General features: G+C 69.1%; 17 protein-coding genes. 11 read left to right on the forward strand and 6 right to left on the reverse strand.

Annotated elements, in window-relative coordinates; all coding sequences use genetic code 11:
• The first annotated feature begins 9 nt into the window (after positions 1-9).
• Positions 10-516, forward strand: coding sequence for a MarR family winged helix-turn-helix transcriptional regulator (locus tag ACFYTQ_RS04295; protein ID WP_387357128.1), 507 nt, complete (start codon positions 10-12; stop codon positions 514-516).
• On the opposite strand, the gene ACFYTQ_RS04300 is transcribed toward ACFYTQ_RS04295, so the two are convergent.
• From ACFYTQ_RS04300 to ACFYTQ_RS04320, 5 genes are all read right to left on the reverse strand, one after another.
• On the reverse strand, positions 510-1,472 hold the full coding sequence (locus tag ACFYTQ_RS04300; protein ID WP_387357130.1) for a hypothetical protein: 963 nt from the start codon (positions 1,470-1,472) through the stop codon (positions 510-512). The two genes, ACFYTQ_RS04295 and ACFYTQ_RS04300, sit on opposite strands and share 7 nt — an antisense overlap.
• Before the next feature lie 9 nt (positions 1,473-1,481).
• Positions 1,482-1,946 carry a hypothetical protein gene (locus tag ACFYTQ_RS04305; protein WP_387357132.1) on the reverse strand — a complete coding sequence of 155 codons (465 nt, stop codon included), beginning with the start codon at positions 1,944-1,946 and terminating at the stop codon, positions 1,482-1,484.
• A gap of 111 nt (positions 1,947-2,057) precedes the next feature.
• On the reverse strand, positions 2,058-2,474 hold the full coding sequence (locus ACFYTQ_RS04310) for an acyl-CoA thioesterase (protein ID WP_387357134.1): 417 nt from the start codon (positions 2,472-2,474) through the stop codon (positions 2,058-2,060).
• 67 nt (positions 2,475-2,541) lie between these two features.
• A complete protein-coding gene (locus ACFYTQ_RS04315) occupies positions 2,542-3,108 on the reverse strand; it encodes a TetR/AcrR family transcriptional regulator (RefSeq protein ID WP_387357136.1) in 567 nt (188 codons plus the stop codon).
• A 93-nt stretch (positions 3,109-3,201) separates the two neighbouring features.
• Complete coding sequence (locus tag ACFYTQ_RS04320) at positions 3,202-6,000, reverse strand: aconitate hydratase (RefSeq protein ID WP_387357138.1); 2,799 nt, start codon at positions 5,998-6,000, stop codon at positions 3,202-3,204.
• Positions 6,001-6,257: 257 nt separating this feature from the next.
• On the opposite strand from ACFYTQ_RS04320, the gene ACFYTQ_RS04325 reads away from it, so the two are divergent.
• The 5 genes from ACFYTQ_RS04325 to ACFYTQ_RS04345 all read left to right on the forward strand — a co-directional run bounded on the left by ACFYTQ_RS04325 (position 6,258) and on the right by ACFYTQ_RS04345 (position 11,907).
• On the forward strand, positions 6,258-6,791 hold the full coding sequence (locus ACFYTQ_RS04325; protein WP_387357140.1) for a DUF6676 family protein: 534 nt from the start codon (positions 6,258-6,260) through the stop codon (positions 6,789-6,791).
• A 287-nt stretch (positions 6,792-7,078) separates the two neighbouring features.
• Positions 7,079-8,488 (forward strand): NlpC/P60 family protein, encoded by a 1,410-nt coding sequence (locus ACFYTQ_RS04330; RefSeq protein WP_387357142.1) that lies wholly within the window; start codon positions 7,079-7,081, stop codon positions 8,486-8,488.
• A 271-nt stretch (positions 8,489-8,759) separates the two neighbouring features.
• On the forward strand, positions 8,760-9,908 hold the full coding sequence (locus tag ACFYTQ_RS04335; protein ID WP_387357144.1) for an AAA family ATPase: 1,149 nt from the start codon (positions 8,760-8,762) through the stop codon (positions 9,906-9,908).
• Positions 9,909-9,934: 26 nt separating this feature from the next.
• Positions 9,935-10,909, forward strand: coding sequence for a DUF58 domain-containing protein (locus ACFYTQ_RS04340; RefSeq protein ID WP_387357146.1), 975 nt, complete (start codon positions 9,935-9,937; stop codon positions 10,907-10,909).
• Entirely contained in the window at positions 10,906-11,907 is a 1,002-nt protein-coding gene (locus tag ACFYTQ_RS04345; protein WP_387357148.1) for a VWA domain-containing protein, read from the forward strand. The genes ACFYTQ_RS04340 and ACFYTQ_RS04345 overlap by 4 nt, the downstream gene beginning before the upstream one ends.
• Before the next feature lie 43 nt (positions 11,908-11,950).
• On the opposite strand, the gene ACFYTQ_RS04350 is transcribed toward ACFYTQ_RS04345, so the two are convergent.
• Positions 11,951-12,574, reverse strand: coding sequence for a MerR family transcriptional regulator (locus ACFYTQ_RS04350; protein WP_387357151.1), 624 nt, complete (start codon positions 12,572-12,574; stop codon positions 11,951-11,953).
• Positions 12,575-12,662: 88 nt separating this feature from the next.
• Here ACFYTQ_RS04350 and ACFYTQ_RS04355 point away from each other — a divergent pair, with 88 nt between their 5' ends.
• The 5 genes from ACFYTQ_RS04355 to ACFYTQ_RS04375 all read left to right on the forward strand — a co-directional run bounded on the left by ACFYTQ_RS04355 (position 12,663) and on the right by ACFYTQ_RS04375 (position 17,854).
• Positions 12,663-13,064, forward strand: a complete 402-nt coding sequence (locus ACFYTQ_RS04355) for a hypothetical protein (protein ID WP_387357153.1) — start codon at positions 12,663-12,665, stop codon at positions 13,062-13,064.
• Positions 13,065-13,200: 136 nt separating this feature from the next.
• Positions 13,201-13,917 (forward strand): 3-oxoacyl-ACP reductase FabG1, encoded by a 717-nt coding sequence (fabG1, locus tag ACFYTQ_RS04360; RefSeq protein ID WP_387357154.1) that lies wholly within the window; start codon positions 13,201-13,203, stop codon positions 13,915-13,917.
• Between the two features lie 55 nt (positions 13,918-13,972).
• Complete coding sequence (gene inhA / locus ACFYTQ_RS04365) at positions 13,973-14,812, forward strand: NADH-dependent enoyl-ACP reductase InhA (protein WP_387357156.1); 840 nt, start codon at positions 13,973-13,975, stop codon at positions 14,810-14,812.
• A 14-nt stretch (positions 14,813-14,826) separates the two neighbouring features.
• Complete coding sequence (locus tag ACFYTQ_RS04370; RefSeq protein WP_387357158.1) at positions 14,827-15,879, forward strand: ferrochelatase; 1,053 nt, start codon at positions 14,827-14,829, stop codon at positions 15,877-15,879.
• 388 nt (positions 15,880-16,267) lie between these two features.
• Positions 16,268-17,854: an FMN-binding glutamate synthase family protein gene (locus ACFYTQ_RS04375; protein ID WP_387357160.1), complete on the forward strand. Its 1,587-nt coding sequence runs from the start codon at positions 16,268-16,270 to the stop codon at positions 17,852-17,854.
• Positions 17,855-17,950: the final 96 nt, after the last annotated feature.

Raw genomic sequence — 17,950 nt, forward strand, 5'->3', positions numbered from 1 at the left:
ATCGTGTCCATGGCGAATCGGAAAGTCGACGCGGTGGACGAGATCACCGCGCAGTGGCGGCGGGAACGACCCGATCTCGAGCTCGAGGCGATGGCCCTCATCGGACGGCTCGGGCGGCTGTCACTGGTCGCGGGACGGGCGATCGAGGCGGTGTTCGAAAAGTACGGGTTGCAGCGCGGAGAGTTCGATGTGCTTGCGGCCCTGCGTCGTTCGGGCGCGCCCTTCGAATTGAACCCCTCGGTGCTGGCCGATTCGCTCATGCTGTCGCGGGCCGGGATGACCGGCCGGTTGGACCGGCTGGAGTCGGCGGGGTGGGTGCGCCGCATCGCCGACGCGCGGGATCGGCGCGCGGTCCGGGTCGCGCTCACCGAGGCCGGGCGCACGCTGATCGACGAGGTGGTGACCGCGCACACCAGGAACGAGACGCGACTGCTGGCGGCGCTGTCGGATGCCGAACGGCGGGAACTGGATCGGCTCGTGCGCGTCCTGCTGGACAGCCTCGAATCGGCTCAGTGACCCGGCACGGCCGCGTCGGCGCCGACGAGGAAGTTGGCCAGGCTCGCGAAGATCGGCAACCCCGTCTTGATCTCCAGATACGCGAACTGGCCCTGCGGATTCACCTCGAGGAAGTAGTACTCGCCGTCGCGGCCCAGCCGCAGATCGAGCACCCCGAAGACCAGTCCCAGCGCGCCCATCAGCGTGGTCAGCGATTTGCTGACCGCCGCGGGCAGCCGCGCGGGGGTGAACGCGACGGCGGTGTCCAGGCGCGAATCCACCCGTCCCACACCGGATTGCGAGTCGATGCGCACGGTCCACTCCAGCCCGTCGATCCACACCACGCGCAGATCGCAGTCTGCCTCGATGTAGTCCTGGAAGGTGGTGGGCGCGGAGCGGATGGTGTCGAGCCGGTCGAGATCGGCCGGGCCGAGCAGCCGGGTCTCGGTGAAGTTCGCCCGGCCCGTGCCGGTGCGCTTGTACACCACCGGCCCCGGCCGGCCGGCGACGAATTCCCGTGCGGCGCTCGGATCATTGGTGACCAGGGTGTCGGGGACCGCGAAGCCGGAGCGCCGCGCGGTCTCGAGCTGGACGATCTTGCGGCACGCGGTGCGGTCCGCGCCCGGATCGTTGACCCACAGCGCGGGGATCGACCACAGCAGGCCCTGGAGGAAGCCGTCGCATTCGGCCTGGCGGAACTCGTCGTCGGCGCTGCTGATCCCGGTGGCGACCCGGCACTGCCGGGGGCGTCGCCACCACACCGCGGTGACCGTGTCCAGGCCCGGTACGTGCGCGAGCGTGCGCGCGGTGCCGATCCGGCCGAGCCGGAATCCGCCCGTCTCACTGGGGAATTCGCGCATGTCGAGGCGAATCGGGGTGATGCCGTGCAGGTTTCGCAGCGTCGCGGCCATCGCGTCGGCGTGCACGTCCTCGGATTCGGTGACGATCAGAACCGACCCCGGCGCGCCGCCCACCATCCCGCCGCCTCAGTCGAGACTGTCGCAGGCGGTGCCGTCGTCGCTGCGGGAGTCGGTTTTGGTCTGGCAGAAGGTGAAGGTCGCTCCGCCGACGCCGGAGGGCGTGGGCAGGCGCAATTCGCGGGCCCATTCCTCGGTCAGGCGGGCCAGCAGGTCGTCGCCGCGCGCGGGGGACGGGGTGGGCACGAGCGTCATCGGGCGTTCGGTCAGCTCGACGCGCAGGCGGCGGGTGAATTCGGCGGTCGCGCCCGCGCGCACGCGGACCCGCACGGGTGGCTCGGAACGCGGTGCGGCGCTTGGTGATTCGTCGATGGACAGCACATCGGCGCGATCGAAGGTCCAGACGCCGTCGGGCACGCGCACACTGACCGACCGCTCCGAGGCGGCCACGAGGGAGCCGGACAGCGGGGGCACGGTGGGATCCGATTCGGCGTCGAACATGGGCTGGTCTCCGATCTGCTCGCGGTTTGCCACGGAAGCCGAGCGTGATCTGGATCATATCCCGCGCGGGCCGCCGACCGGCTCGCAACGAAATTTTTCGGAATGCCCTATCGCCGAAAGATTTTCGGTTGAGCGATCAACCGGTCACAGACCGATCAGGTCGGGGGAGTCGGCCAGTTCGCGGAAGCGGTCGGCCGGATTCGACACGAGTTTGCGCACGGTCAGGTCCATCACCCCGGTGACCACGTCGATCTCGGCGGAGACCGTGCCGTCGAGTTTCAGGATCTGCTGGTGGAAGTGGAAGACCTTGCCGGTGCCCCAGTCGAACGCGCAGGTGACCCGCACCTCGTCGCCGAGGTACAGCTCGCGGCGGTACTTGATGGTCGACTCGAGGACCACCGGGCCGAGGTTGCGCTCGCGCAGCTTCTCGGGGACCACGCCCGCGGCGCGCATGATCTCCCACCGGGCGTGCTCGGCGTACTGATGGTAGACGGCCTGATTGAGGTGGCCGTTCACGTCGATCTCGTAACCGCGGACGGTCACGGGCACGGAGAAGGTCATAACTGGGCAAACTCCTCGATCCCGCCGGGATATTTCCGGCGCTCGGGTGTTCCGGCTCACGCGCGGTTCAGTTCTTGCGCCGCACCGACGCCTCCACGAGATCCAGCACGGCTTCGAGGTTTTCGTTGGCGTGCCCCGAGGCGATCCGCGCGATCAGACCGTCGAGCACCAGATCGAGATAGCCCAGCAGCACGTCGGTGGGGACGTCGTCGCGCAGCGCGCCCGCGGCCTTGCGGCGTTCCAGCCGGGCCAGGGTGGCCGCGGTGAGTTCGGCCGAGCGCTGGGTCCAGCTCGCCGCGAATTCGGGATCGGTGCGCAATCGCCGCGCGATCTCGAGCCGCGTGCCCAGCCAGTTGTACTGCCCGGGATTGGCCAGCATCTCCCGCATCACCTGCACGATGCCCTGATTGGCCGCCACCTCGGCCATCCGCTCGGCATCCTCCTGCGCCAACGCGAGGAACAAGGCGTCCTTGTCCCGGAAGTGATGGAAGATCGCCCCCCGGGACAACCCGATGGCCTCCTCGAGCCGACGCACGGTCGCCCCCTCGTAACCGAACTCGGCGAAACACCGCCGCGCCCCGTCCAGGATCTGACTACGCCGGGCGGCAAGATGGTCATCACTGACCTTGGGCATGGCTCCTCCAAACGGGGTGTGCGCGAAACCCCCGCGCCGGGGGTCGAACCGGCGCGGGGGTCTTACACGAGCGACGAGCGGAGTGTGGCTACCTCAGCTGCGAATCATGTTGCGCAGCACGTACTGGAGGATGCCACCGTTGCGGTAGTAGTCGGCCTCACCGGGGGTGTCGATGCGCACCACGGCGTCGAAGGTGATCTTGTCTCCGTTCTCCTTGGTCGCGGTCACCTTCAGAGTCTTCGGAGTCACCCCCTCGTTCAGCTTGGTGATGCCCTCGATGTCGAAGACCTCGGTGCCGTCCAGTTTCAGCGACGCGGCCGACTCACCGGCCGGGAACTGCAACGGGATGACGCCCATGCCGATGAGGTTGGAGCGGTGGATGCGCTCGAACGATTCGGCGATGACCGCGCGCACGCCGAGCAGTCGGGTGCCCTTGGCCGCCCAGTCGCGCGAGGAGCCCGAGCCGTACTCCTTGCCGCCCAGCACGACCAGCGGGATCCCGGCCTGCTGGTAGTTCTGCGAGGCGTCGTAGATGAACGCCTGCGGTCCGCCGGGCTGGGTGAAGTCGCGGGTGTAGCCGCCCGAGACGTCGTCGAGGAGCTGGTTGCGCAGCCGGATGTTGGCGAACGTGCCGCGGATCATGACCTCGTGGTTGCCGCGCCGCGAGCCGTAGGAGTTGTAGTCCTTGCGCTCGACGCCGTGCGCCTCGAGGTACTGCGCGGCCGGGGTGCCCGGCTTGATGTTGCCCGCGGGGGAGATGTGGTCGGTGGTGACCGAATCACCCAGCAGCGCAAGCACTCGCGCGCCCGTGATGTCCGCGACGGGCTCGGGCTGCTCCGGCATGCCGTCGAAGTAGGGGGCCTTGCGCACGTAGGTCGAGTTCTCGTCCCACGCGAAGGTCTTGCCCTCCGGGGTCGGCAGGCCGCGCCAGCGCTCGTCACCCTTGAACACGTCCGCGTAGTCCTTGAGGAACATGTCGCGGCTGATGACGCGGTCGATGGTGTCCTGGATCTCCTGCGGGGAGGGCCAGATGTCGCGCAGGAACACGTCGTTGCCGTCGGTGTCCTTGCCCAGCGCGTCGTGCTCGAAGTCGAAGTCCATCGTGCCCGCGAGCGCGTAGGCGATGACCAGCGGCGGCGAGGCCAGGTAGTTCATCTTCACGTCGGGGGAGATGCGGCCCTCGAAGTTGCGGTTGCCCGACAGCACCGCGGTGACGGTGAGGTCGTTGTCGTTGACCGCCTTGGAGATCTCCTCCGGCAGCGGACCGGTGTTGCCGATGCAGGTGGCGCAGCCGAAGGCGACCAGGTTGAAGCCCAGCTTCTCCAGATACGGCCAGACACCGGCCTTTTCGTAGTAGTCGTTGACGACCTGCGAACCGGGCGCCATCGAGGTCTTCACCCACGGCTTGCGGGCCAGGCCCTTCTCCACCGCGTTGCGGGCCAGCAGGGCCGCGCCCAGCATGACCGACGGGTTGGAGGTGTTGGTGCAGGAGGTGATCGAGGCGACCACCACCGCGCCGTGATCGAGCACGAAGTCGCCGTACTCCTCGGAGTGCACCTTGACCGGCTTGGACGGGCGGCCGTTGGCGTTGTTGGCCGCGGTCGGCAGCACGGCGTCGTCGTCGGCGAAGGACAGCACGACCGGATCGCTGGCGGGGAAGGACTCCTCCACGGCCTCGTCCAGCTTGGAGTGCGGCGCGGCCTCGGCGTCGTCGGTGTAGTTGTGGATGTCCTTGCGGAAGGCGATCTTGCTCTCCGACAACAGGATTCGGTCCTGCGGGCGCTTCGGCCCGGCGATGGACGGCACCACGGAGCTCAGATCCAGCTCGAGGTACTCCGAGTACTCCGGCTCGACGTCCGCGTCGTGCCACAGGCCCTGCTCCTTGGCGTACGCCTCGACGAGCGCGACCTGCTCGTCGCTGCGGCCGGTCAGGTGCAGGTAGTCCAGGGTGACCTGGTCGATCGGGAAAATGGCCGCGGTGGAACCGAATTCGGGGCTCATATTGCCCAGGGTGGCGCGGTTGGCCAGCGGCACCTCGGCCACGCCCTTGCCGTAGAACTCCACGAACTTGCCGACCACGCCGTGCTTGCGCAGCATGTCGGTGACGGTGAGCACGACGTCGGTGGCGGTCACGCCGGGCTGGATCTCGCCGGTCAGCTTGAAGCCGACCACGCGCGGGATGAGCATCGAGACGGGCTGACCCAGCATGGCCGCCTCGGCCTCGATACCGCCCACGCCCCAACCCAATACGCCCAGGCCGTTGACCATGGTGGTGTGCGAGTCGGTGCCGACGCAGGTGTCGGGGTAGGCCTGGCCGTCGCGGAGCATGACGACGCGGGCCAGGTGCTCGATGTTGACCTGGTGCACGATGCCGGTCGAGGGCGGCACGACCTTGAAGTCGTCGAAGGCCGTCTGGCCCCAGCGCAGGAACTGGTAGCGCTCGCCGTTGCGCTGGTACTCGATGTCGACATTGCGCTCGAAGGCGTCCGCGCGCCCGAACACGTCGATGATGACCGAGTGGTCGATGACCATCTCGGCGGGGGCCAGCGGGTTGACCTTGTCCGGGTCGCCGCCCAGGGTGGTGACGGCCTCGCGCATGGTCGCGAGGTCCACGATGCAGGGCACGCCGGTGAAGTCCTGCATGATCACGCGCGCGGGGGTGAACTGGATCTCGGTGCTGGGCTCGGCCTTGGCGTCCCAGTTCGCGATCGCGCGGATGTGGTCGGCGGTGATGTTGGCGCCGTCCTCGGTGCGGAGCAGGTTCTCCGCGAGGACCTTCAGCGCGTAGGGCAGCTTCTCGGTGCCGGGCACGGCCGACAGGCGGAAGATCTCATACGACCGATCTCCGACCTGCAGGGTGCCCTTGGCGCCGAATGTATCGATGCTCGTCATACGTTCAGCTCCACTCGTCGGTGAGGGTGTTCGTCACCGGCGGGGCTGTGCCGGTGACCCAGGTCGAGGGCGCAGGCTGGGCTGTGCGCCTCGTGCTTCCAACCCTAACAGTACGCTTGTCCTATGAAACGCGCGGGGCCGTCCAGGCGAGGCGTCCCGGGTTCCATCATGCCCCGGTCGCGTACTGTGCATTCGATCGCCTGAACTGTGTTGGATGCCCGTCGCCCTCCCGGGCGGCTCGACAGACCGGATGGAAGATGACCGTCTCGTACGCCTCGGTTTTCACCCCCATGGCCGCGGAACTGCCGCCGGACACCGATCTGGGCTCGATTCTGGTGGATCTCACGGACAATCACGTCGCCGCGCCGAAGGGCGTCGATCAGTCGGGTCTGGCCGCGGCCGCGCAGGACTCCCTGGACAATGGAATCCCCCTGAGCATCGTCGTCGTCCCCGGCAACCCCTCGCCCGATTCCAGCCTGCGGGATCTGGCCACCGAGGTCGGCAAGGTGGAACACGGCACGGTCCTGGTCCTCGGCGACGACTGGGCGGGCACCTACAGCTCGTCGATTCCGCGCTATCGGCTCGAGAAGGCCGAGGACGTGGCCAAGTATCAGGGTCACGGGCACAGCGCCGAGGCCGCGCAGGCGTTCGTGAATCGTCTGGACAAACCGGACACGGTGTCGTGGACGACGGTCACGGCCGTGCTGCTGGCCGGATTGGTGATCGTCATCGCCGGGCTGTACGTCGTGAAGTCCCGGCGGGCGGGCGATCGGGAGCTCGCGCGGAATTAGTCATCCGACCGGTCCGACCTCGGCCGGTTTCTCCTGACGTCCGGTCTGTTTCATTCGGCAGATTCAGGGGCGATATCAGGCAATCGTTCGGCAATCGCCGAAATACTCCGCGACGTGCGGGCCGAGCGGTTTCTTCTGTGTCCTGAGTGTCGTACGGTTCATATGGCACTTGTGGGGAAGAAGTGTCGCATGGGTCTCCAGAGGTTGTGCGTACCCGCGATTTCGCTGGTCACTCGTGCGAGCGGTGCCTCTGTTCCCCGGGAAGCTCGGCGGTCCAGGGAGGTGCGATGCGACGGACGGCGAGGCGGCGCGAGAGGTCGCTGCGGATCGCTGTGGGATTGCTGTTGTGCGCCCTCGGGCTGGCCGCGAGCATCACCGTCGCCCGCGCGCAGCCCGGCCCCCCGCCCAATCCCAGCGACGGCGACATCGCCGCGGCCGGGGGCGCGGTGGACGCCACGCTCGACGAGGTGAGCGGGCTCATCAACGAGGTGGCCGCCGCCGAACAGCAGGTCCAGCGGCTCGACACCGAACTCGCGGGCAAGCGCGAGGCCGTGAACAAGGCCCTGGTCGATCTCCAGAACGCCCGCGAGGCCGCCGACGCGGCCGCCGCGGTGGCCGCGGGCACCCAGCGCGATCTGGCCGAGGCCGGGGCGCGGGTGAGCGCGGCCCGCGCCGAGTTCGACCGTTTCGCCGTCGAGGCGTACACCCGGCCGGGGGTCAACGCCATGGTCAACGTGCTCTCCGGCGCGGATCCGGCCGTCGCCCTCGAACGCGCCCAACTGCTGTCCGTCGCCGCCAGATCCCGGCAGGACGCCCTGGAACAACTGCGCCGCGCCCAGATCGACCAGGCCAACCGCGATTCCGCCGCCCGTGCCGCGAAACGGGCCGCCGATGCCGCCGCCGCGGTCGCCGAATCCCGCAAGGCCGACGCGCAGCGGGCCGTCGCCGCCGCGCAGGCCGCCCAGGAACAGCAGCTCGCCGCGCGCAATGCCCTTGCGCAGCAACGGGATTCGGCCCAGCAGCGGCTCGACGCCGCGCGCGCGAGGGTGGCCGGGCTCCAGGGCCAGCGCGACGCGTACCTGGCGTGGGACGCCCGCCGCCGCGCCGAGGAGGCCGCGGCCCGCAGCGCCGCGGCCGCCCGCAGCGCCGCGAACAAGGACGCGCGCGAGCGCGCCGCCGAACTCGGCGCGGGCCGCCGCCCGCACACCCAACTCGACAACGCCCCGCCCCCACACCGTTCCGGCGCGCACCCGCGACTGCCCTCGGGCGACCGGAACCAGCTCGTCGAGATCGTGGTCGATCGCGCGATGTCCCAGCTCGGCGTCACCTACTCCTGGGGCGGCGGCGACGAGGACGGCCCGACCCTCGGCATCCACGACGGCGGCGTCGCCGACAGCTACGGCGATTTCGGCAAGGTCGGCTTCGACTGCTCGGGCCTGATGATCTACGCCTTCGCGGGCGTGGGAATCTCGTTGCCGCACTACAGCGGCTACCAGTACACCATGGGCACCCGCGTCCCCGTCGACGAGCGCGAACGCGGCGACATGCTGTTCTGGGGAGCGAACGGCAGCGAACACGTCGCCCTGTATCTCGGCGACGGCACCATGATCGAGGCCCCCGAATCCGGCGACGTCGTGAAGATCTCGCCCGTCCGCGAAGGCGGCATCATGCCCTACGCGGTTCGCCTCATCCCCTGAGGTCCCTCGGGGAGCGCGACGCGCACGACCCCGTCCAGCGGCCCGTGCGGCCGATTTGCGTTACTGTGCAAAGTGTCGCGCAACACGCGGCGTACCGCCGGGCAAGCGGTCGCTGCCTGGGCAGACGGTGGCACTCCCTGTGAGTCGCCCCGGAATACCCCGGCCGCGTTGGGGGAGGATGCCAAACCTGGAATAGTTTGTGGGGACACACACTCGGGTGCGAACCACGAATGCGGCGAGCCTCTCGGGGCCGGACTAGGCGAAAGCGGGGATGTTGGTGACTTCGACGGATGGTGTGAGCACGGTGAATTCGGCGCAGGAGGCGTCGACGCCCAACACCCTCGAGCGCGACGTCCAGACCCTGGAGAAGGCGATCTACGAAGTCAAACGCGTGATCGTGGGCCAGGACCGCCTCGTGGAGCGCCTGCTGGTCGGCGTGCTCGCCCGCGGCCACGTCCTGCTCGAGGGCGTCCCGGGCATCGCGAAGACCCTGGCCGTGGAGACCTTCGCCCGGGTCGTGGGCGGCACGTTCTCGCGCGTGCAGTTCACCCCCGACCTCGTGCCGACCGACCTCGTCGGCACCCGCATCTACCGGCAGGGCCGCGAGGAGTTCGACACCGAATTGGGTCCGGTGGTGGCCAATTTCGTGCTCGCCGACGAGATCAACCGCGCCCCCGCCAAGGTGCAGTCGGCGCTGCTCGAGGTGATGGCCGAGCGGCACGTGTCGATCGGCGGCAAGACCTACCCGATGCCGGATCCGTTCCTGGTCATGGCGACCCAGAACCCGATCGAGAGCGAGGGCGTGTACCCGCTGCCCGAGGCGCAGCGCGACCGCTTCCTGTTCAAGGTCGTCGTCGACTACCCGACGGTCGAGGAGGAGCGCGAGATCATCTACCGGATGGGCGTCACCCCGCCCGAGCCCAAGCAGGTCCTCGAGCCCGCCGAGCTGATCCGGTTGCAGCGCTTGGCCGCCAACACCTTCGTCCATCACGCGCTGGTCGACTACGTCGTCCGGGTGATCGCCGCGACCCGCAAGCCCGCCGAGTTCGGCCTCACCGACGTCGCGGGCTGGATCGCCTACGGCGCCTCGCCGCGCGCGAGCCTGGGCATCATCGCCGCCGCCCGCGCGGTGGCCCTCATCCGCGGCCGCGACTACGTCGTGCCGCAGGACGTGGTCGAGGTCGTGCCCGACGTGCTGCGGCACCGCCTCGTGCTGTCCTACGACGCGCTCGCCGACGAGATCAGCCCCGACGACGTGATCCGGCGCGTGCTCCAGACCGTCGGCCTGCCGCAGGTCGCCCCGCAGGCCAACGCGCCCGGCCAGCAGCAGCCCGCCCCGGCCCCGGCGCCGCCCGCCGCCGCGCCGCCGGTGCCCAACGGCGCCCAGGCCGCCGGGCAGCCGCAGCAGCAGCGTCCGTGAGCGAGGCGGCGAAACCGGTTGCACCAGTGACGATTCCAGCGAACGTTCCCGACCGGGGTGCGGCGCCGCCGTCGTTCCGTGCCGGTCAGCTGACCGACCCCAAGCTGTCGGCCGCGCTGCGCACCCTCGAACTCACCGTGCGCCGCCGCCTCGACGGCGTGCTGCACGGCGACCACCTCGGCCTGATCCCGGGGCCCGGCTCCGAACCCGGCGACGCCCGGCTCTATCAGCCGGGAGACGATGTGCGGCAGATGGATTGGTCGGTCACCGCCCGCACCACCCATCCGCACGTGCGGCAGATGATCGCCGACCGCGAACTCGAGACCTGGCTGGTGATCGACCTGTCGGCCAGCCTCGACTTCGGCACCGCGCTGTGCCAGAAGCGCGATCTGGTGGTCGCCGCCGCGGCCGCGGTCACGCATCTGACCAGCGGGGGCGGCAACCGGATCGGCGCGGTCGTCGCCAACGGCGAACGGCTGTTCCGAATTCCCGCGCGCAGCGGGCGAATTCACGCGCAGTCCATGCTGCGCACCATCGCGACCACACCGCACGCCGCCGACGGCGTGCGCGGGGATCTGCGCGGCGCCGTCGAGGCGTTGCGCCGCCCGCAGCGCAAACGCGGTCTGGCCGTGGTGATCTCGGACTTCCTCGGCGAGATCGATTGGCAGCGCTCGCTGCGCGCCATCTCCGGCCGCCACGATCTGCTCGCGGTGGAGGTGCTGGATCCGCTGGATCTGGCCCTGCCCGACGTGGGCGATGTGGTGCTGCACGATCCCGAGACCGGTCGCACCCGCGAGTTCACCGTGACCCCCACGCTGCGAAGCGATTTCGCGCTCGCGGCGCAGCGGCACCGCGAGCGGGTGGAACAGTCGCTGCGCGGCGCCGGGGCCCCGGTGCTGACCCTGCGCACCGATCGGGATTGGATCGCCGACGTCGTCCGGTTCGTGTCCACCCGGCGCCACGCCTTCGGCGCCCCGTCCGGACGGGCCCCCCGACAGTGAGCATTTCGCACTTCTCCGCGGCCGTCTGGCTCGGATTCCTCGTCGTCATCGCGCTGCTGGCACTGCTGTACGTGGTGAATCAGCGCCGCCGCCAACGGCATCTGCTGCTGTTCTCCAATATGGAGACCCTCGAGAAGGTCGCCCCCAAGCGGCCCAGCGCCTGGCGGCACGTGCCGGTCGCGCTGCTGCTGGTCGGCCTCGTGCTGCTGACCATCGCCGCGGCCGGACCGCAGGCGGCCAAGAAGGTCCCGCGCAACCGCGCGACGGTCATGCTGGCCATCGACGTCTCGCTGTCGATGGAGGCCACCGACGTCCCGCCCTCGCGCATCCAGGTCGCCAAGAAGGCCGGTAAGGACTTCGTCGACGAACTGCCCAAGGGCATCAACCTGGGGCTGGTGTCGTTCGCGGGCACGGCGTCGGTCTTGGTCTCGCCCACAACCAATCACGAGGCGGTCAAGGCGGCGATCGACAACCTGAAGCTCGCCGAGCGCACCGCCACCGGCGAGGGCATCTTCTCCTCGTTGCAGGCCATCGACACGCTCGGCTCGGTGCTCGGCGGCGCGCAGGACCCGCCGCCCGCGCGCATCGTGCTCATGTCCGACGGCAAGCAGACCGTGCCCGCCTTCGAGGACTTCGACAATCCGCGCCACGAGTACACCGCAGCGCGGGTGGCCAAGGGCAAGAACATCCCGATCTCGACCATCTCCTTCGGCACCACCTGGGGCCGGGTGCAGATCCCGCTGCCCGACGGCGGCACCCAGGACGCGCAGGTCCCGGTCGACAACGACGCCATGCAGGAGATCGCCAAGGAGTCCGGCGGCGAGTTCTTCACCGCGTCCACCCTGCAGGAGCTGACCAAGGTCTACGACACGTTGCAGAGCCAGATCGGCTACGAGACCACCATCGGCGACGCCAGCCGCCCGTGGCTGCTGCTCGGTCTGCTGATGACGGCCGCGGGCGTGCTGACGGGTCTGGCGTATCGGCAGCGGATCCCCTGACGGGCCGGGCCGCCGAGCGGAGGGTTGGGGCGGCCCGAATTCGTCAGTCGCGCAGCCGTTTTCGCGAGATCTCCGCGTGGGCGACCCGGCGCAGGGTCGCCAGCAGCGCGTCGCCCAGCACGGTGCCGACGATCGCGCCCTCCACGACGGCCTCGGTGGGACGCAGCCGCGCGACCGCCGCGATATCGGCGGCCGCGACGCGGTCGGCGGCCTCGGCGTAGTGCGACAGCGCGTCGAGGACCCATTCGTGGCCGACCTCGCGGAAGGCGCACAGCACCACCACCAATGACTCGATGAGGTCGGAAGGCGGTGGGCGCCAACCCCGTTCGGCGCAGAGCGTCGCGATCGTCTCCTCGGCCCAGTCGCGATCGGCCGCGCTCACGGTCCCGCGCGGCATCGGCAGGCCGTGCTGGGCCAGGCCGAGGACGTCGTGGGTCGAGGTGCGCGGATCGTCGATCGCGGCGAGCACCTCCCGCGCGTCGGCCACCGACAGGCCGCCGATGTCCAGCAGCGCGCGCACGAGTTTGAGCCTGCGGACGTGGTCGGTGCCGTAGCGGGCCTGATTGGGGCTGGTCAGCTCGCCCGGCGGGAGCAGGCCCTCGCGCTGGTAGTACTTCACGGTCGCGACGGGAACCCCTGCCTCCCGGCTCAATTCGGCCATCCGCATCGATCGCTGCTCCTCACCTCTGGACCGTCGAATATGGATAGTGTAGCTTTCCATTATAGATAGTTCAGGTATCCATCCAGGAGTGATCATGTCGAAGGCCCTGCTCGTCACCGCCGCGGTGTATCTCGCGGCCATCGGTCTCGCCCTGCTGTTCGCGCCCGCGCGGTTCGGGGTCGGCGCCGTGCCCGAAGACGCCACGCCGCAACTGCTTTCGCTGTTGCGGCTGCTGGGCGGGCCCATGCTCGGCATCGCGGTGTTGAACTGGAGGTCCCGCGACGTCGCCGCGCCCGCGATTCGCGATACCGTGGTGCTGGCGAATTTCGTCGGATTCGGCTTGGTCGCGGGCAACGACGTCTGGGGTGTGCTCAGCGGCGAGGCCCGTGATCTGGCGAAGGTCTTCCTCGTCGTGCACCTGGCGTTCGCGATCTCGTTCGCGCTCACCTGGTTCCGCGCATTGCGCGGCGGGGCGCCCGCGCCCGCCCGGTCCTGACGACGCGCCTCGGCCCCTCGACACCGGCGACCGCCGCGAGTGCGACACTCGTGCCGGCCATGGCGTGGCGGGCGGGCCTCGGGTCGGTTACGGCCCGGTCGTAGCGGAACGAGCGAACGAAGGTAGGTTGTTGCCCATGTCGAACATCACATCCCGGTCGGTACTGGTCACCGGCGGTAATCGGGGCATCGGCCTCGCCGTCGCCCAGCGCCTGGCCGCCGACGGACACAAGGTCGCTGTCACGCATCGTGGCTCGGGCGTGCCCGATGGCCTGCTGGGTGTGAAATGCGATGTGACCGATACGGACTCGGTCGACGCGGCCTTCTCCGAGGTCGAGGAGAAGCAGGGTCCGGTGGAGGTGCTCGTGGCCAACGCGGGCATCACCGACAACACCCTGCTGATGCGCATGAGCGAGGACCAGTTCGGTCGCGTCATCGACGCCAACCTCACCGGCGCGTGGCGCTGCGCCAAGCGCGCCACCCGGAACATGCAGAAGGCCAAGTGGGGGCGGATGATCTTCCTCGGCTCGGTGGTGAGCCTGCTCGGCGTGCCCGGGCAGGTGAACTACGCGGCCTCCAAGGCCGGTCTGATCGGCGTCGCCCGCTCGATCACCCGCGAGATCGGTTCGCGCAACATCACCGCCAATGTCGTCGCGCCCGGCTTCATCGACACGGATATGACCCAGGAGATGGAGGACAAGTTCGTGGAGATGGCGATGCAGGCCATTCCGGCCAAGCGCATCGGCCGCCCCGACGAGGTCGCCGCCACCATCAGCTTCCTGGCCTCCGACGACGCCGGGTACATCTCCGGTGCGGTCATTCCCGTCGACGGTGGCATGGGCATGGGCCACTGAGCCCCCGATACCGCGCACACATCCGATTTCGCACCGACAGGAGAACTCACTTCTCATGAGCGGATTGCTCGCAGGCAAGACCGTCCTCATCACCGGCATCATCACCGATTCCTCGATCGCGTTCCACGCCGCCAAGGTCGCCCAGGAACAGGGCGGCAAGGTGATCATCACCGGAATTCCGGAGCGGCTGCGCCTGATCGACCGCATCGCCAAGCGACTGCCCGAGGAGATCCCCCCGGCCATCGGCCTCGATGTCACCAGCGAAGAGGACCTGGCCGCGCTGCCGGACAAGGTGCGCGAACACGCGCCGCAGGGCATCGATGGCGTGCTGCACTCGATCGCTTTCGCCCCCCGCACGCTGATGGGCCCCGACGCCAAGCCGTTCCTCGACGGCCCCGGCCCCGACGCGGCCAAGGCGTTCGAGATCTCGGCGTGGAGCTACGCCTCGCTCGCGCGCGCGGTGCTGCCCGTCATGAACGAGGGCGGGTCCATCGTCGGCATGGACTTCGATCCGCGCACGGCGATGCCCTACTACAACTGGATGGGCGTGGCCAAGGCCGCGCTCGAGTCGGTGAACCGGTACGTGGCCCGAGAGGTGGGCGAGGCCAAGCGGATTCGCTCCAACCTCATCGCCGCGGGTCCGATCAAGACCCTGGCCGCCAAGGCCATCGCGGGCACCGCCACCGACGACGCCAAGCAGCTGAACATGCTCAACACCTACTGGGACGGCGCGTCGCCGATCGGCTGGGACGTGGACGACCCGACCGTGGTGGCTCGTTCCATCGTGACGCTGCTCTCGGACTGGCTGCCCGGCACCACCGGATCGATCATCTACGTCGACGGCGGCGCGAGCCACAACACCTGGTTCCCCGCGGACGGTTTCGCCGCCAACTGAGACAGGAGGCCCCGGTGCCCGGGTCCGTCGATGCGCTTCTGCTGTTGTCGTTCGGTGGCCCGGAGCGCCCCGAGGACGTGATGCCGTTCCTGGAGAACGTCACTCGGGGCCGGGGTGTCCCGCCCGAACGGCTGGCCGCGGTCGCCGAGCACTACCTGCATTTCGGGGGAGTGTCGCCGATCAACGCCCTCAATCGCGCCATCATCGCGTCGGTGGAGGCCGAATTCGCCCGGCGCGGCATCGAATTGCCGGTGTACTTCGGCAACCGCAACTGGCATCCGATGGTCGAGGACACGGTTGGGGAGATGGTGGCGGCGGGAGTCGGTGCGGCCCTGGTGTTTCCGACGTCGGCGTGGGGCGGGTACTCCGGGTGCCGTCAGTACGACGAGGACATCTCCCGGGCGCGGGCCGCGGTGGGCGAGGGCGCGCCGACGCTGGTGAAGGTGCGGCAGTATTTCGATCATCCGCTGTTGATCTCGGCGTTCGCCGACGCGATTCGCGCTGCGCTGGAGGGGATTCCGGCTGATCGTCGCGACGGGGCGCGCCTGGTGTTCACCGCGCATTCGATTCCGGAGGCCGCTGACGAGGCCGCCGGTCCGCCTGCCGACGGTGGCCGCCTCTACAGCCGTCAGGTCGCGGACGCGGCCCGATTGTGCGCCGCTGCAACGGGTTTCGACGACTTCGATGTGGTGTGGCAGTCCCGCTCCGGGCCGCCCCAGGTTCCGTGGCTCGAACCGGACATCGTGGATCATCTGGAAACGTTGTCCGCCAAGGGCGTGGATGCGGTGGTGGTCTGCCCGGTCGGTTTCGTCTCCGACCATCTCGAGGTCATCTGGGATTTGGACAACGAGGCCGCCGAGAAGGCTCGGGAGCTGGGCATGTCCTTCGCCCGGGCGGCGACGCCGGGCTCCGATCCGCGCTTCGCGCAGTTGGTCGCCGAGTTGGTGGCCGAGCACCTCGACGGGGTCCCGCCCCGCCGCTTGGGCTCCGTCCCCGGCTACGGCTGCACCACCAACGGCGACCCGTGCGCGATCGGCTGCTGCGAGCCCGTCCGCCGCACCCGGTGACCGTTCTATCGGGTGCGAGCGGCCCAGCCTTGTAGGGTTCGCGGTGCTCCCTCCAACGTTCGCCAACATAGCAGTCCTCCAAACGTTCGGCACCACCCCCAAACGTTCGGCAACACAGCGGGACCCCCCAAACGTTCGGCAACACAGCGGAACCCCCCAAACGTTCGGCAACACAGCGGAACCCCCCAAACGTTCGGCAACACAGCGGAACCCCCCAAAGGTTCGGCAACACAGCCGCACCCTTTATTCGGATCCGCACCCTCTTCAGAGCCCTACAAGGGGTGCGGATCCGGACAAAGGGTGCGGCTGGGGTCGTGGGCCTGGGAAGTTGGTGCGCGAGGGGGTATGCCGGTTGCTGATGGGTCGGGTTGCACGGGAAGGCAGGGTTATGGGGCGGTTCTTCGTGGTCGGGTTTCTGGCGGTCGCGGTGGTGGCGGTCGGGGTGGTGGCCTCGATCGGGTCGTGGGCGTGGTGGATTCTCGTCGCGGTGGTGGCGGTGCTGCTGGGGGTCGGGGTGTACGACCTGGTGCAGACGCGGCATTCGGTGTTGCGGAACTATCCGATCCTCGGGCACATGCGATTTCTGCTGGAGAGCATCCGGCCGGAGTTGCAGCAGTACTTCATCGAGCGCAACTTCGACGGGCGGCCGTTCGATCGCGATGTGCGCACGATGGTCTACGAGCGGGCCAAGGGCATTCACGGCGAGCTGTCGTTCGGCACCGAGCGGGACATCGAATCGGTGGGCTACGAGTCGCTGGTGCACTCCACCGCGCCGGTCGACGAGCCCAGCGAGCCGCCGCGGGTGCTGATCGGCGGGCCGGACTGCAAGCGGCCGTATTCGATGTCGCTGCTGAACATCTCGTCGATGAGCTTCGGCGCGTTGTCGGGGAACGCGTTGCGGGCGTTGAATCGCGGCGCGGCGGCCGGGGGGTTCGCGCACGACACCGGCGAGGGCGGGCTCACGCCCTATCACCTCGACGGCGGGGCGGATGTGGTGTGGGAGATCGGGTCGGCGTATTTCGGGGCGCGGACGAAGGACGGGCGGTTCGATCCGGGCGAGTTCGCGGACAAGGTCGCGCACGATCACGTGAAGGCCGTCTCGATCAAGCTGAGTCAGGGCGCGAAACCCGGTCTGGGCGGGGTGCTTCCGGCGGCGAAGGTGAGTGAGGAGATCGCGCGGTATCGGGGCGTCCCCGCGCACGAGAAATGCGTGAGCCCCGCCGCGCACACCGAATTCCACACACCGCGTGAGCTGATCGGCTTCGTCGCCCGGCTGCGCGAGCTGTCCGACGGCAAACCCGTCGGCTTCAAACTGTGCGTCGGATCGCGCGTCGATGTCCTCGCCATCTGCAAGGCCATCCTCGCCGAGGGCACCGCCCCCGATTTCATCATCGTCGACGGCGCCGAGGGCGGAACCGCCGCCGCCCCATTGGAATACGAGGACCACGTCGGCCTCCCGCTCACCGACGGCCTCATGACCGTCCACAACGCCCTCGTCGGCACGGGCCTGCGCGACCGGATCCGCCTCGGCGCCAGCGGCAAGGTCGCCACCGGCACCGACATCGTCAAACGTCTCATCCAGGGCGCCGACTACACCAACGCCGCCCGCGCCATGATGATGGCCATCGGCTGCATCCAAGCCCAACGCTGCCACACCAACGAATGCCCCGTAGGCGTGGCCACCCAGGACCCCCGCCGCGCCCGAGCCCTCGACGTCGGCGACAAATCCCAACGCGTCCAGCGCTACCAGCAAGCCACCGTCCAACAAGCCATGCAACTCATGGCCTCCCTGGGCGCCCCCACCCCCGCCGACCTCACCCCCCACATGCTCCGCAAGAAAATCTCCCCCACCATCCAACGCTCCTACGCCGAACTCTACGAATGGCTGTCCCCGACCGAACTCCTCACCAACACACCCCCGTCCTGGCACACCGACTGGACAGCCGCCAACCCCGACAGCTTCCGCCCGAGATAACCCAAGGCCCCAATCCCCTTCCCCCATAATACGTCCCAGAGGCACCCAACCCCCAGGTACGCCAGCCCAGCCGCACCCAACCCCAGGTACGCCAGC

The sequence above is a fragment of the Nocardia sp. NPDC004068 genome, assembly GCF_042874315.1.
GTDB lineage: Bacteria > Actinomycetota > Actinomycetes > Mycobacteriales > Mycobacteriaceae > Nocardia.